Source organism: Streptomyces sp. yr375 (assembly GCF_900110755.1).
GTDB lineage: Bacteria > Actinomycetota > Actinomycetes > Streptomycetales > Streptomycetaceae > Streptomyces.
The window spans coordinates 1-15,031 of record NZ_FOFF01000049.1 but is presented as its reverse complement, the minus strand read 5'-3'; the positions used below and the strand labels follow the sequence as shown (position 1 = coordinate 15,031).

14 protein-coding genes are annotated in these 15,031 nt (G+C 70.5%); 12 read left to right on the top strand and 2 right to left on the bottom strand.

Annotation, left to right across the window (positions count from 1 at the left end):
* Window positions 1-23 precede the first annotated feature (23 nt).
* The 8 genes from BMZ82_RS32545 (at window position 24) to BMZ82_RS32510 (ending at window position 6,586) form a co-directional block, all read left to right on the top strand.
* Entirely contained in the window at window positions 24-1,481 is a 1,458-nt protein-coding gene (locus BMZ82_RS32545) for a menaquinone biosynthesis decarboxylase (RefSeq protein ID WP_093780994.1), read from the top strand.
* Window positions 1,478-2,383 carry a menaquinone biosynthesis prenyltransferase MqnP gene (gene mqnP, locus BMZ82_RS32540; protein ID WP_093780993.1) on the top strand — a complete coding sequence of 302 codons (906 nt, stop codon included), beginning with the start codon at window positions 1,478-1,480 and terminating at the stop codon, window positions 2,381-2,383. Before BMZ82_RS32545 ends, mqnP begins: the two co-directional genes overlap by 4 nt.
* A gap of 134 nt (window positions 2,384-2,517) precedes the next feature.
* On the top strand, window positions 2,518-3,204 hold the full coding sequence (locus BMZ82_RS32535) for a UbiX family flavin prenyltransferase (RefSeq protein WP_093780992.1): 687 nt from the start codon (window positions 2,518-2,520) through the stop codon (window positions 3,202-3,204).
* Between the two features lie 93 nt (window positions 3,205-3,297).
* Window positions 3,298-3,753, top strand: coding sequence for an Lrp/AsnC family transcriptional regulator (locus BMZ82_RS32530; RefSeq protein ID WP_093780991.1), 456 nt, complete (start codon window positions 3,298-3,300; stop codon window positions 3,751-3,753).
* 47 nt (window positions 3,754-3,800) lie between these two features.
* Window positions 3,801-4,964 (top strand): aminofutalosine synthase MqnE, encoded by a 1,164-nt coding sequence (gene mqnE / locus BMZ82_RS32525; protein WP_093780990.1) that lies wholly within the window; start codon window positions 3,801-3,803, stop codon window positions 4,962-4,964.
* A 10-nt stretch (window positions 4,965-4,974) separates the two neighbouring features.
* Window positions 4,975-5,499, top strand: coding sequence for a GNAT family N-acetyltransferase (locus BMZ82_RS32520; RefSeq protein WP_093780989.1), 525 nt, complete (start codon window positions 4,975-4,977; stop codon window positions 5,497-5,499).
* Window positions 5,500-5,617: 118 nt separating this feature from the next.
* Window positions 5,618-5,905, top strand: coding sequence for a DUF4229 domain-containing protein (locus BMZ82_RS32515; RefSeq protein WP_093780988.1), 288 nt, complete (start codon window positions 5,618-5,620; stop codon window positions 5,903-5,905).
* A gap of 30 nt (window positions 5,906-5,935) precedes the next feature.
* Window positions 5,936-6,586: a TetR/AcrR family transcriptional regulator gene (locus BMZ82_RS32510; RefSeq protein WP_093780987.1), complete on the top strand. Its 651-nt coding sequence runs from the start codon at window positions 5,936-5,938 to the stop codon at window positions 6,584-6,586.
* A 34-nt stretch (window positions 6,587-6,620) separates the two neighbouring features.
* Here the strand turns inward: BMZ82_RS32510 and BMZ82_RS32505 are convergent, their stop codons facing one another.
* Together BMZ82_RS32505 and BMZ82_RS32500 are read right to left on the bottom strand one after the other, a co-directional pair.
* Window positions 6,621-7,550, bottom strand: a complete 930-nt coding sequence (locus tag BMZ82_RS32505) for a MaoC family dehydratase (protein ID WP_256252242.1) — start codon at window positions 7,548-7,550, stop codon at window positions 6,621-6,623.
* Window positions 7,550-8,878 (bottom strand): 3-oxoacyl-ACP reductase, encoded by a 1,329-nt coding sequence (locus BMZ82_RS32500; protein WP_093780985.1) that lies wholly within the window; start codon window positions 8,876-8,878, stop codon window positions 7,550-7,552. Before BMZ82_RS32500 ends, BMZ82_RS32505 begins: the two co-directional genes overlap by 1 nt.
* Window positions 8,879-9,014: 136 nt before the next feature.
* Between BMZ82_RS32500 and BMZ82_RS32495 the strand changes: the two genes are divergently transcribed.
* The 4 genes from BMZ82_RS32495 to BMZ82_RS42225 all read left to right on the top strand — a co-directional run.
* On the top strand, window positions 9,015-10,373 hold the full coding sequence (locus BMZ82_RS32495) for an acetyl-CoA C-acetyltransferase (RefSeq protein ID WP_256252241.1): 1,359 nt from the start codon (window positions 9,015-9,017) through the stop codon (window positions 10,371-10,373).
* A 265-nt stretch (window positions 10,374-10,638) separates the two neighbouring features.
* A complete protein-coding gene (locus BMZ82_RS32490; RefSeq protein WP_093780984.1) occupies window positions 10,639-12,648 on the top strand; it encodes an AMP-dependent synthetase/ligase in 2,010 nt (669 codons plus the stop codon).
* A 129-nt stretch (window positions 12,649-12,777) separates the two neighbouring features.
* Window positions 12,778-12,969 (top strand): hypothetical protein, encoded by a 192-nt coding sequence (locus BMZ82_RS32485; protein ID WP_093780983.1) that lies wholly within the window; start codon window positions 12,778-12,780, stop codon window positions 12,967-12,969.
* A gap of 352 nt (window positions 12,970-13,321) precedes the next feature.
* A partial coding sequence (locus tag BMZ82_RS42225; protein ID WP_256252240.1) for a LamG domain-containing protein occupies window positions 13,322-15,031 on the top strand: 1,710 nt, incomplete at its 3' end.

The window sequence follows — 15,031 nt, the reverse complement described above, 5'->3', positions numbered from 1 at the left end:
ACCGGTGCCCGATACTGGGACGTATGGCTTACGACGATCTTCGTTCCCTGCTCAGGGCACTGGAACGCGAAGGCGACCTCAAGCGTGTCAAGGCCGAGGTCGATCCGTATCTGGAGGTCGGGGAGATCGTCGACCGCGTCCAGAAGGCGGGCGGCCCGGCGCTGCTCTTCGAGAACGTGAAGGGCTCCTCGATGCCCCTCGCGATGAACGTCTTCGGCACCGACCGGCGGCTGCTGAAGGCGCTCGGCCTGAAGTCGTACGCGGAGATCAGCGAGAAGATCGGCGGGCTGCTGCGCCCCGAGCTGCCGCAGGGCTTCGTCGGGGTGCGCGAGGCGTTCGGGAAGCTCGGCGCGATGGCGCACGTGCCGCCGAAGAAGGTGAAGGGCGGTGACGCGCCCGTCCAGGAGGTCGTCCTGCACGGCGACGACGTCGACCTCGACGCCCTCCCCGCCCTCTTCACCTGGCCGCAGGACGGCGGCTCCTTCTTCAACCTGGGCCTGACCCACACCAAGGACCCGGAGTCCGGGATCCGCAACCTCGGCCTGTACCGCCTCCAGCGCCACGACAAGCGCACCATCGGCATGCACTGGCAGATCCACAAGGACAGCCGCAACCACTACCAGGTCGCGGCCCGGAAGGGCGAGCGGCTGCCGGTCGCGATCGCCTTCGGCTGCCCGCCCGCCGTCACCTACGCCTCCACCGCGCCGCTCCCCGGCGACATCGACGAGTACCTGTTCGCCGGGTTCCTCGCGGGCAAGCGGATCGAGATGGTCGACTGCAAGACGGTGCCGCTCCAGGTCCCGGCGCAGGCGGAGGTCGTCATCGAGGGCTGGCTCGAGCCGGGCGAGATGCTCCCCGAGGGCCCGTTCGGCGACCACACCGGCTTCTACACCCCGCAGGAACCGTTCCCGGCGCTGAAGATCGACTGCGTGACGATGCGGAAGCGCCCGTTGCTCCAGTCGATCGTGGTCGGCCGCCCACCGACGGAGGACGGCCCGCTCGGCCGCGCCACGGAACGCTTCTTCCTGCCCCTGCTGAAGATCATCGTCCCGGACATCGTGGACTACCACCTCCCCGAGGCCGGCGGCTTCCACAACTGCGCGATCGTCTCGATCGACAAGAAGTACCCCAAGCACGCGCAGAAGGTCATGCACGCGGTCTGGGGCGCGCACATGATGTCCCTGACCAAGCTGATCGTGGTCGTCGACGCCGACTGCGACGTCCACGACCTGCACGAGGTCGCGTGGCGGGCCCTCGGCAACACGGACTACGCCCGTGACCTGTCCCTCGTCGAAGGCCCCGTCGACCACCTCGACCACGCCTCCTACCAGCAGTTCTGGGGCGGCAAGGCAGGCATCGACGCGACCCGGAAGTGGCCCGAGGAGGGCTACACGCGAGACGGCGGCTGGCCGGAGATGGTGGTCTCCGACCCGGACACGGCGGCGAAGGTCGACAGCCGCTGGAAGGAGTACGGACTGTGAGCGCGTCCGCGTCCGCCGCCCTTCCCGAGCCGGGCCGCACCAGGGCGTTTCTGCGCCTCGTGATGATCGAGCACTCGGTCTTCGCGCTGCCCTTCGCCTACATCGCCGCGCTGACGGCGATGTTCCAGTCGGGCGGCGACATCCGGTGGGCCAGGCTGCTGCTGGTCACCGTCTGCATGGTGGGCCTGCGCACCTTCGCGATGGCGGTCAACCGGATCATCGACCGCGAGATCGACGCCCGTAACCCGCGCACCGCCCACCGCGAACTGGTCACCGGCGCGGTGTCCGTGAAGCACGCCTGGACGGGCGCGCTGATCGCGGTCGCGGTCTTCCTCGGCTCGGCGGCGCTGCTCAACCCGCTGTGCCTGGCCCTCGCCCCGGTCGCGGTCGTCCCGATGGTCGTCTACCCCTACGGCAAACGGTTCACGAACTTCCCGCAGGCCATCCTCGGCCTCGCCCAGGCGATGGGCCCGATCGGCGGCTGGCTGGCGATCACCGGCGAGTGGTCCTGGGACGCGGTGATCCTCGGCCTCGCCGTCGGCATCTGGATCGGCGGCTTCGACCTGATCTACGCCTGCCAGGACGTCGAGACCGACCGCGAGACCGGCGTCCTGTCGGTCCCCGCGCGCTTCGGCATCCCGGCGGCGATCCGGGGCGCGCGGGTCTGCCACGCGATCACGACCGCCCTGCTGGTCTGGTACGCCCTGGCCACCGACGCCGGCGCGTTCTTCTGGCTGGGCCTGCTGATCGTCGCGGCCGCCTTCGGCTACGAGCACACGATCGTCCGCCCCCACGACCTGACCCGCCTGAACAGGGCGTTCTTCAGCGTCAACGGCTTCATCGGGATCGCCCTGTTCGTGTGCGCGCTGCTCGATCTGCTGGTGCGAGGGCTCTCGCTGTAGTGCGTGTACTCCGTACGGGTGAATGAAGGTGCGGAGGGAGTGAAGGTGGTGTGCGGGCTTCAGGCCCGGCCGGTCCTGAGTGTGCGGTGACCCACGGGTACGCTCAAGGTGTGAACGCAGGAGAAACGCAGCGCGTGCCTTGGATCGTGGGGGTGTCCGGGGCGTCCGGTACGCCCTATGCCGCCGCCGTGCTGCGTGCGCTGCTCGCCGTCGGCGAGAGCGTGGACCTGGTCGTCAGCCGGGCCTCGCGGCTCACGCTCCTCGACGAGACCGGGATCTCCTTCCGGGACGCCCACTGGCGTGACGACCTGCGCGCATGGCTGGCACGCGGCGCGGACGGCAAACCGGGCACCTTCGACATCGACCTCGGACCGGGCGGCGACGGCGACACAGTCGGCGACGGCGACCGGGTGCGGTACTGGAGCGCCGGTGACCTGGCCGCCGGGCCGTCCTCGGGGTCGTACCGCACGCGGGGCATGCTCATCGTGCCCGCCTCCACCGCCTGCGTCGCCGGAGTCGCCCTCGGCCTGTCCAAGGACCTGCTCCAGCGGGCGGCGAGCGTGACGCTCAAGGAACGCCGGACGCTCGTCGTCGCCGTACGGGAGACCCCGTTGAACGGGCAGACCCTGCGCCACCTCGTCGCCCTGGACGACGCGGGCGCGAGCGTCGTGCCCGCCTCGCCGGCCTTCTACGCGGGGGCCACCCACATCCAGGACCTGGTCGACTTCGTCGCGGGCCGGGTCCTCGACGCGGCGGGCGTGACACACGGGCTCTACCGCCGGTGGGAGGGCGAGTTGGGCGCGGGCCCGCACCCGACCTGAGCCCTCGACACATCCTCAGACCCCTCAGACCCCTCAGAGACCTCAGACCTCTCCAGACCACTTCAGACTTTCAGCGGAAGGCTTCGATCGCACATGGACGCGGTGGACAGGCAGCTCATCCAGGCTCTGCGGGAGAACGGCCGGGCCTCCTACGCCGAGCTGGGACGCCTCGTCGGACTGTCGGGACCCAGCGTCACCGACCGCATCAACCGGCTGGAGGCGGCCGGCATCATCACCGGCTACCGCGCCTCGGTGAACGCAGCCCAACTCGGCCTCGGCGTCACCGCCCTCATCGGCATCTCCCTCTCCGACGCCGCCGACCACGAGGACGTGGCGAACCGGATGAAGGAGCTCGGCGAGATCGAGGACTGCTGGTTCATCGCCGGCGACGACTCGTTCATGCTCAAGGTGCGGGCGAACGACGTCGACGGCCTGGAGAAGATCATCAGGCGGCTGTCGGGCACGAAGGGCGTCTCCCGGACCCGTACGACCATCGTGCTCTCCACGAAGTGGGAGAACCGCGTCGGAGAGCTGCCGGAAGAAGTCTGAGCCCGACGGCGTACGGTTTAACAGGTCTGTCTAGGAGAGGTGTGGGCATGGATGTCGGGCTCAAGCGCGAGCTGGAGGAGAAGGTCAGGGCCGGTGAGCGGCTGACCCGTGAGGACGGCGTCGCGCTGTACGAGTCGGACGACCTGGCCTGGCTGGGCGGACTCGCGCACGAGGTGCGGACCCGCAAGAACGGCGACGTGGTCCACTTCAACGTCAACCGCCACCTCAACATGACCAACGTGTGCACGGCGTCCTGCGCCTACTGCTCCTTCCAGCGCAAGCCGGGCGAGAAGGACGCGTACACGATGCGCATCGAGGAGGCGGTGAAGCTCGCCAAGTCGATGGAGGGCGAGAACCTCACCGAGCTGCACATCGTCAACGGGCTGCACCCCAGCCTCCCTTGGCGCTACTACCCGCGCTCGCTGCGCGAACTGAAGGCGGCCCTGCCGAGCGTCTCGCTCAAGGCGTTCACGGCGACGGAGATCCACCACTTCGAGACGATCAGCGGCCTGTCGGCGTCCGAGATCCTGGACGAGCTGATCGACGCGGGTCTGGAGTCGCTGACCGGCGGCGGCGCGGAGATCTTCGACTGGGAGGTCCGGCAGCACATCGTCGACCACCGCACCCACTGGGAGGACTGGTCGCGCATCCACCGGCTGGCGCACGAGAAGGGTCTCAAGACCCCGTGCACCATGCTGTACGGCCACATCGAGGAGCCGAAGCACCGCGTCGACCACGTCCTGCGGCTGCGTGAGCTCCAGGACGAGACGAACGGCTTCCAGGTCTTCATCCCGCTGCGCTACCAGCACGACTTCGTGGACATGAAGGACGGCAAGGTCCGCAACCGCCTCCAGGCCCGCACCCAGATGGCGACGGGCGCGGAGGCCCTGAAGACCTTCGCGGTCTCGCGCCTCCTCTTCGACAACGTCCCGCACGTCAAGGTCTTCTGGGTCATGCACGGCGTCCAGACCGCCCAACTGGCCCTCCAGCACGGCGCGGACGACATGGACGGCTCGGTCGTCGAGTACAAGATCACGCACGACGCCGACAACTACGGCACCCCGAACAAGCTGACCCGCGAGGACCTGCTCGACCTCATCCGCGACGCCGGCTTCCGCCCGGTGGAGCGCAACACGCGGTACGAGATCATCCGCGAGTACGACGGTCCCGACCCGGCGCGCCGCGAGTCGCCGCAGGCCATGCGAGTGTGACGGCACCACGATGACGTTGATCTTCACCCTGGACCCCGAGATAACCCCCGCCCTCAGGGAGGACGTCCTCGCCCTGTGGGCGGACGTGTCGAACGCGGGCGGCCCGGTCGGCTTCGTCGCGCCGGTGACGGTGGACGACATACGGCCCGAGCTGGTCAAGCACTTCGTCGCGATGGCGGAGGGCCGCACCCGGCTGCTGGTCGGCCGGGACGCGTCGGGCACGGTCGCCGCGACCGCGTTCCTCTCCTTCAACACGCACCGGCTGATGCGGCACTGGCTGTGGCTGTACACGGTGATGGTGCACCCCAGGCACCAGGGCCGCGGGTACGGGCGGGACCTGCTCGCGGCCGCCGAGGAAGCCGCCCGCGGCCTCGACGGCATCGAGGCGATCCGGCTCACCTGCCGCGGCGGACACGGCCTGGAACGCTTCTACGCCGCCTGCGGCTACAAGGAGGTCGGCCGGGTGCCCGGCGCGATCCGCGCCGCTCCGGGGGACGACCGGGACGACATATTCATGCTGCTGCCGCTGACGTGACCCGCGCACCCCGCCGGAAGATCGACGGGGCAGCGTGCTTCACTGGGATTCACTGGTTGGCACTGTTCGGTCGGCACTGTTCGGTTGGAACCGTTCGTTACGGAAGATGTGGATTGAGATGTTCCGCTACACACTGATGCGTCTCGGTGTCTTCGCCGGCTGCCTCGTGGTCGTCTGGGGCCTCGTCTACTCGGGCGTCATGCCGCGCGGCCTCGGCGACTCCAACATCATGTGGATCGTCCTGCTCTCGCTGGTGATCTCCGCGCCGATCAGCTTCGTGGTGCTGCGCAAGGAGCGCGACCGCGCGTCGGTCCAGGTCGTGGAGCGCGTGGACCGCATGAAGGCCAACCTGGACGCCAACCGGTCCCAGGAGGACGAGGCGATCGACTCCGCCCAGGCTTCCTGACGGTCGCCGGGGGCGAACTAGTCTTGCCCCATGGGTGCCGTGAAGACCAAGCGGATGCCGCGTGCGGTCCGTGAGCAGCAGATGCTGGACGCCGCCGTGGAGACCTTCGGCCGCCGCGGCTACATGGCCGCCTCGATGGACGAGATCGCCGAACTCGCGGGCGTGTCCAAGCCGTTGGTCTACCTGTACCTGAACTCCAAGGAAGACCTCTTCACCGCCTGCATCCGGCGCGAGGCGAAGGCACTGGTCGAGGCGGTCCGCACCGGCGTCCGCACCGACCTCCCCGCAGACCGCCAACTCTGGGACGGACTGCGGGCGTTCTTCGCGCACACCGCGCAGCACCCGCACGCATGGTCCGTCCTGCACCTCCAAGCCCGCACGCACGGCGAGCCGTTCGCGGGCGAGGTGGCGGCGATGCGCGAGGAGATCGTCGCGTTCGTCACCCACCTGATCCTGGTCGCCGCCCGCGAGGCCCACCACGACCCCGACCTCCCCGAACGCGAGGTGGCCGGCCTCGCCGAGGCCCTGGTCGGCGCAGCCGAGTCCCTCGCCGCCTGGTCCAACACCACCGACACCGTCACGGCCCGCCAGGCAGCGGCCACCCTGATGAACTTCGCCTGGTCGGGCCTGGCCAACCTCATGAACGGCCACCCCTGGTCCCCACCGGAGGGCGAGTTCTAGCCGCTTCAGGCGGGTCACGAGACGAGCGGGTCCGCTAGATGAGCGGGTCCACCCGCCCCGTGACATGGACGCGGCCCTGTTCTCCCGGGCCGCGCAGTGCGAACCGTGCGCCGTCCGACGCGAAGGTCACCGTGCCCGGGAGCAGGACGGGTGCCCGGAAGTCGGCGCGGACCCGGACCGTCTGGGGGGTGCCGTGGGCGGCGAGGCAGCGGGCGACGGTCCACATGCCGTGGGCGATGGCGCGGGGGAAGCCGAAGAGGCGGGCGGTGAGGGGGTGCAGGTGGATGGGGTTGCGGTCACCGGAGGCGGCGGCGTAGCGGCGGCCGACGTCGGCGGCGAGCCGCCACTCGTCGAGCACCGGGAGCGGACCGGGTTCCGCCTCCCTCGGTGAGGGCGAGGGCGGGGGCGAGGGCTGTGCCGCGGTGCGGTGCCGGGCCAGATACGTGCTCGTCGACTCCCACACGACCGCGCCGCCGCCGTCCCGGTCCCCGCCCCTCTCTCCATCCCCGGCCCTCTCTCCGTCCCCGCCCCTGTTCCCGTTTCGCAACTCGGTGACGACGACCGCCTCCGTGCCCCTTCGGTGTGGGGTCAACTTCTCGACGTACACGGTGAGTTCGTATGTGCCCGTGGCCGTGAGGGCGGTGTGGCGGGTGAGTTCGATCGAGGTGTGGACGAGGCCGAGGAGTGGGAGGGGGAAGTCCCGGCCGCTCATGATGCTCATGGCCAGCGGGAAGCCCAGGACGTGCGGATAGGTGAGCGGCAGGGCGTCCTCGCCGGTCGGGAAGCCGCACACCCGCTCGTAGGCGGCGAGCCGGGCCAGGTCGACGCGCAGTCCGGGCAGGACGAGCCGCCCGCCGGAGAAGGCGACGCCCGGCCGGGGCCGTTTGAAGGGCGAGCGCAGGGCACCGAGCGCGAGCAGCGGGCCGAGCGACGGGGCACCGGAGAGAACCTTGGCCGCTGCCACTACGCCCCCAGCAGGCTCTGGCCGCACACCCGCACGACCTGCCCGTTCACCGCGCCGGAGGCGGGGTGCGCGAGCCACGCCGTCGTCTCGGCTACGTCGACGGGCAGTCCGCCCTGGGCGAGGGAGTTCATCCGGCGGCCCGCCTCGCGGATGAACAGCGGCACCGCGGCCGTCATCCTCGTCTCGATGAAGCCCGGCGCGACCGCGTTCACGGTGACCCCGTGCGCGGCGAGCGCGCGCGGCGCGAGGGAGCGGACCAGACCGGCGACGCCCGCCTTGCTCGCGCCGTAGTTCGTCTGCCCGACGTTGCCCGCGAGCCCGGAGATGGACGCCGTGGCCACGATCCGCCCGCCCGACCGCAGCGCGCCCTTGGCGAGCAGCGCGTCCGTCGTGCGCAGCACGCTCGCCAGATTGACGTCGAGGACCGAACTCCATCTGTCGGCAGGCATGTTGACCAGCCGTCGGTCTCGGGTGATCCCCGCGTTGTGGATCAACACGTCGAGTCCGTCGGGGAGTTGGGCGGCGATGCGCTCGCCCGCGTCGGCGGCCGTGATGTCCAGGACGAGGGCGGTGCCGCCCAGCCGTTCGGCGACCCGGCGGGCGTCCGCCTCGGCCTGCGGCACGTCCAGGACGACGACCCGCGCGCCGTCCCGCGCGAGCGTCTCGGCGACCGCCTCACCGATCCCGCGCGCGGCCCCGGTGACCAGGGCGGTGCGCCCGGCGAGCGGCCGGTCCCAGTCACCGGGCGACCCGGACTCCCGAGCACCCGCACCCGCCGCCCCCACCTCGATCATCTGCCCGCTGATATAAGCCGACTTGGGGGAGAGCAGGAACCGCAGGGTCGACTCGGCGGCGGTCGCGTCGCCGCTCAGCCGGACGAGGTTCACGGTCCGCCCGCGCCCGATCTCCTTGCCGAGCGACCGTACGAACCCCTCCAACGCCTGCTGCACGGCCGCCTGGTGGTGGTCCCCGGCGTCGAGGGCCGCGCCCAGCACCACCACCCGCCCGCTCGCCGCGACCGACCGCACCACCGGGTGCAGCGCCGCGTGCACCTCGGCGAGCGAGTCGACGTCCCGGACACCGGTCGCGTCCAGGACGACGGCGGCCACCGAGCCGCCCTGCGCCGAAGTCTTCAGCCCCGTACGGGCCAGCGCCGCCCCGAGGTCGGGGAGCGTGGACGTACCGGCCGTGAGGTGGAGCAAGTCGCCTTCCAGGGAAGGCCGTTCGGCCGACCAGCGGCGGAGGGGCGCCGGTTGCGGGAGGCCGAGCCGTCGGGTGAGGAGGCGGCCGGGCGCGGTGGCGGTGAAGCTCAGATAGCGGTCGGCCATGATGATCTCCCACGGGCTCGGCGCACACGGTTCACGGGACCCCGTACGGGGCCACGAGCGGGCCACGTACGGGATCCTTACTCCGAAGTAAGGTTACCGTGGGTAAGTCTAGGTCAAGGGTGAGGAGCAGGTCGAGATGAGTACCTCGGAGCCAGGACGGACGAGCCAGCGGGGGAACCACCTGAAGGTCGCCGGGAGCGGCTCGCCGCAGCCCCGGCCGGAACTCCCGCGCGTGCGCCGCGTCGCGATCGTCGGCGGCACCCGCATCCCCTTCGCCCGCTCCGACGGCCCCTACGCCACCGCCTCCAACCAGGAGATGCTGACGGCCGCCGTGAACGGCCTCGCGAACCGCTACGCGCTCGATGTGCCGGGCGTGGTGGGCGAGTTGGTGGCCGGCGCGGTCCTCAAGCACAGCCGTGACTTCAACCTGGCCCGCGAGACCGTCCTCGGTTCGAAGCTCGACGCCCGCACCCCCGCCTACGACATCCAGCAGGCCTGTGGCACTGGTCTCCAGGCCGTGATCGCCGCCGCCAACAAGATCGCCCTCGGTCAGACCGAGTCGGCGATCGCGGGCGGCGCGGACACCGCCAGCGACGCGCCCCTCGGCGTCAACGACCGCCTGCGCCGCATCCTGTTGGAGGCCCGCCGGGCGAAGTCGACCGGCGCCCGTCTCAAGGCGCTCGCCCAGATCCGTCCCGCGCACCTGATCCCCGAGATCCCGCGCAACGCCGAACCGCGCACCGGCCTGTCCATGGGCGAGCACGCGGCGGTCACCGCCCGTGCCTGGGGCGTCGGCCGCGAGGCCCAGGACGTGCTGGCGGCCACCAGTCACCAGCGGCTCGCGGCGGCGTACGAGCGGGGCTTCTTCGGCGACCTGGTCGTCCCGTTCCGGGGCCTGGCCCGCGACCAGAACCTGCGCCCGGACTCGACGCCCGAGCAACTGGCCCGTCTGAAGCCGGTGTTCGGCACCGACGGCCCCGACCCGACGATGACGGCGGGCAATTCGACCCCGCTGACGGACGGCGCGGCGGTCGTGCTCCTCGCCTCCGAGGAGTGGGCCGAGGCGCGGGGCCTGGAGCCGCTCGCCTACCTGACCGCGTACGAGACGGCGGCCGTGGACTTCGTGCGCGGCGATGTGGCCGACGGGCGGGACGGGTTGCTCATGGCCCCCGCGCACGCCGTCCCGCGGATGCTGGAGCGGACCGGCCTGGGGATCGGGGACTTCGACCTCTTCGAGGTCCACGAGGCCTTCGCCTCCCAGGTGTTGGCGACCCTGGAGGCCTGGGAGAAGCAGGGCCTCGCGCCGATCGACCGCGACCGGCTGAACACCGCCGGCTCCTCCCTCGCGACCGGCCACCCCTTCGCGGCGACCGGCGCCCGCATCGTGGCGACGCTTGCCAAACTGCTCGCCGAACGAGGCGGCCCCGCACGGGGGTTGATCTCGATCTGCGCGGCGGGCGGGCAGGGCGTGACCGCGATCCTGGAGCGAGCCTGAAGCCCGACCCGGTAAAGAACCCGGAACGAACCCCGGAACGAACCTGAAGTTTCCTCATATAACCCCCGAGACTGCACACCCCTGACCCGGGAACATCCCGGAACACGCACAAGTCCCACACGTGAGCGCCGTACGATCCCGTACCCAACCGGCGGTAACCCGGTAACCCTCTCCTTAGGGGGCATCCCGGTTGAACGCCGCGGTGCGCTAAGTACGTACGTCATGCAGCAAGCAGTTTCGTCGCTGCACGCTCAGGGAGCCGCCCGTGTCCACCCCGTACTCAGCCGCCGGCGCGGCCTACGCCTCCGCCGACTACCACGACGCCGCCGCCCCCGCCCTCGTGAAGCCCGAGACGCGACGGCTGGACGGCGTGGTACGGGAGGCGTCCGTGCCGGCGCTGGCGCGGACGGTGACGTACGGGTCGCTCGCCGATCTGCCCTACGACAACGCGGCCGCCGCCCCCGAGGCGGTGGTCCTCAGCCGTAAGCACAAGGACGGCCACGGCGACGCCGTCTGGACGGACGTCACGGCCGAGCGCTTCGCGGCCCAGGTCCACGCTGTCGCCAAGGGGCTGATAGCGGAGGGCCTGGTGCCCGGCGACCGGCTCGCCATCATGGCCCGCACGACGTACGAGTGGACGCTGCTCGACTTCGCGGCCTGGGCGGCGGGCCTGGTCACCGTCCCCGTCTACCCGACCTCCTCCGTCTTCCAGACCCGCTGGATCCTGCACGACTCCGGCGCGGTCGCCCTGGTCACCGAGACGGCCGGGCAGGCGGCGGCGCTCGGCCCCGAGCTCGACCGGCTGCCCGACCTCCGTCACCTGTGGGTCATGGACAAGGGGCATGTGGACCGGCTGATCGAGGCGGGCGCGCACGTCCCGGACGCCGAGGTGGAGATCCGCCGGGGGATGCTCGTCCCCGACACCCTCGCCACCCTCATCTACACCTCCGGCACCACCGGCCGCCCCAAGGGCTGCGCGCTCACCCACGGCAACTTTTTCGCCGAGGTCGACAACGCGATCGAACTCCTCTCCCCGGTCTTCAAACCGAGGGGCGAGAAGCCGAGGGGCGAGAAGCCGAGGGGAGACCAGCCGAACGGCGAGGGCCTCTCCGTCCTCCTCTTCCTCCCCATGTCCCACGTCTTCGGCCGGATGGTCGCCATCGCCTGCGTCCGCGCCCGCGTCCGCCTCGGCCACGCCCCCAGCCTCAGGTCCGACGACCTCCTCCCGGACCTGGCCGCCTTCAGACCGACCTGCCTCCTCGCCATCCCGTACATGCTGGAGAAGGTCTTCAACACGGCCCGCGCGAAGGCGGAGACGGGCGGCCGGGTGTCGTCCTTCGACCGCGCGGTCGGCGTGGCCCGCCGCTACGGCGAGGCGGTCGAGGCACAGAAGACCGGCGCCGGATCCGGCCCGGCGGCCACCCTCCGCGCGGCCCGCGCCCTCTACGACCCGCTCGTCTACCGCCGCATCCGCAACGCCATGGGCGGCCGCGTCCGCTACGCCATCTGCGGCGGCTCCCCGCTCGGCCGCCGCCTCTCCTCCTTCTACCTGGGCGCGGGCATCGAGATCTACGAGGGCTACGGCCTGACGGAGACCACGGGCGCGTCGACGCTGACCCCGCCGCTCAAACCCCGTCTGGGGACGGTGGGCTGGCCCATGCCCGGCACGAAGATCCGCATCGCGGCCGACGGCGAGATCCTCGTCGCGGGCGAGCACGTGCTGCGCGGTTACTGGGACCCGGCGGCCGGGGGAGTGGTCCCCGCCGCGCCCGACGGCTGGCTCGCCACCGGCGACCTCGGCGAGCTGGACGACGAGGGCTATCTGACGATCACCGGCCGCAAGAAGGAAATGATCATCACGGCGGGCGGCAAGAGCGTCGCCCCCGCGCCCCTGGAGAACTGGCTGCGCTCGCACCCCCTGATCTCCCAGGCGATGGTCCTCGGCGACGGCCGCCCCTACGTCTCCGCTCTCCTCACCCTCGACCTCGACGGTCTCACCCACTGGCGTCAGATACGCGGCAAGCACCCGGTCCCGGCGGAGCTGCTGCTCGACGACGAGGACCTGAACGCCGTACTCCAGCGCGCGATCGACGACGCCAACAAACTGGTGTCCCGCCCGGAGTCCATCCGCCGCTTCACCATCCTGCCCAGGGACTTCACGGAGTCGGCCGGCCACCTCACCCCGTCGATGAAACTCCGCCGCGAGACGATCACGCGCGACTTCGCGGAGCAGGTGGAGAGCCTGTACGGGCAGCAGCAGGAGTTGCAGGAGTAGCAGTAGCGGCGGGCGCGGTAAGGGGTTCGCGGGACGGCCTCGGGCCGGGCATGCCTTCCCGCGTCCGGCCCCCGGCCGCCCGGCCCCCTTCTCAACTGCCCCTGCGGCATCGGGCGGTGCCGGGCCCTCATGGCCCGTATCGGCATGGACCCCCACGACGGTCACCGGTCCGCCTTCCGCCGGCCCGACCGCGAGGAGCGGGGCGACCTGCCGCTCAACCGGTTCGTCTTCGAACGGGCCGCCTACGAGGCGGTGTCGAGCGCCCCGGTGGTGCCGGCCCGGGGCCCACCGGGCTCGCCGCCCGCCGGTCTGGGGGTGTGAGGCGGCAGCCTCCCGGGCGATGCCCAGGGATAAGGACCCCGTAAATACCCGTAGGAATACCCATGGTCCGGGGGCCGGGCCCGCCCTGATTCTTACGCCATGGACGTCGACGTGGCGTTCATGACAAATGGGTGCCGCCGAGGCTCCCGCCACGCGCTCACGGGACTGGCCGCAGCCAAGGCCGCACCGGGTTTGTTGATCGCGACAGTGCCACCCCACATCGGCAGAACCCCCCAGAAGTGACCAGAAAAAGCGAGAGGGATCTCCCCGACTCGAAAGGCAGCACATGTTGAGAAACAACGACCCAGCAGCAGACACCCGGACAAACGTCCCGCTCCTGCGGCGACGGCCGATGCGTACCGGTCTCGTCACCGCCATCTCCCTCGTGCTGGCCACCGGCGCGGGGCTGCTGACGATCGCTTCGAACGCGCAGGCGGACATCACCACCGGCCTGGTGCTGAACTACAAGCTGGACGAAACCTCCGGCACGGTCGCCCACGACTCCTCGGGCCACAACCACGACGGCACGGTTCTCGGCACCGCCGACCTGGGCGGTGACAACGGGCTGGGCTTCAACGGCACCGACACCAGCGTCAAGCTTCCCAACAACATCATGCAGGGGCTGGACTCGATCTCGGTCGACTTCAACGTGTGGGTCGACTCCTCCCAGACCACGCCTTACATGTTCTACGGCCTGGGCAACACCAGCGGCAGCAACGGCAACGGTTATCTGTTCACCACCGGTACCGCCTTCCGTACGTCGGTGTCGCTGACCGACTACACGGCGAAGAAGGACATTCTGCCGGCGGACACGTCGTACGGGCTGCCGCGCGGTCAGTGGGAGCACGTGACGTACACGCAGACCGGTACCACCGGCGTGCTGTACGAGAACGGGGTGGAGAAGGCCCGCAACACGAACGTCACCATCACCCCGGGTGCGATCGGCGGCGGGACGACGACCGCGAACTTCCTCGGCAAGTCCCTGTACGCGAATGACAAGTACTTCAAGGGCCGGATGCGGGACTTCCGCATCTACGACCACGCCCTGTCCTCGGGCGAGGTGGTGGACCGCGCCAACGACGCGAACCTGCAGGCGGAGGAACTGCAGGCCATGAAGGAGTACAACGGGGCGCTCGATGCGTTCGAGGACCCCAACATCGGGCCGGTCCTCATCTTCCCGGCGGACTACACACGCGACGTCGACAACGCCGAGCGGCCGCCGGACTGGAAGGACTCCGCCGGGAACACCCCGACGCTCTGGCCCTCCCCCACCGGTGCGAAGAGCCAGTTCACCTTCGATCAGATCGGCGCACTGGAGGACGCGGCGTACGCCGCGATCAACCCTGCCGACACGACGCCCGACGACCCGTCGGACGATGTCGACCCGTATGCGGCCAAGGCCGAATACGTCGGGATGAGCGACCGGATCGTGGTGACCACCAACGCCCCGGCCTCGGTCACCGACCCCCTGGTCAGCGCGCACCCCAACCAGATCGTGATCAACAGGACCGACGCCCTTCCCGCGACGGCGCCCGTGTGCACGGCGGAGGCCGGCGTCACCACCGGTCTGGTCCTGGACTACAAGCTGGACGAGACCGACGGCACGGCCGCCCACGACTCCTCGGGCAACGGCCACGACGGCACGGTCCTCGGCACCGCGGACCTGGGCGGTGACAACGGGCTGGGCTTCAACGGCACCGACACCAGCGTCAAGCTCCCCAACAACATCATGCAGGGGCTGAACTCGATCACCGTCGACTTCGACGTGAAGATCGACTCGACCCAGGGCACGCCGTACATGTTCTACGGGCTGGGCAACACCAGCGGCAGCATGGGCAACGGCTACCTGTTCACGACCGGTACCGCCTTCCGGACGTCGCTGTCGATGACCGACTACACGGCCAAGCAGGACGTCAAGCCGGCGGACACGACGTACGGGCTGCCGCGCGGTCAGTGGGAGCACGTGACGTACACGCAGACCGGTACCACCGGCATCCTGTACGAGAACGGCGTGGAGAAGGCCCGCAACACGAACGTCACCATCACCCCGGGTGCGATCGGC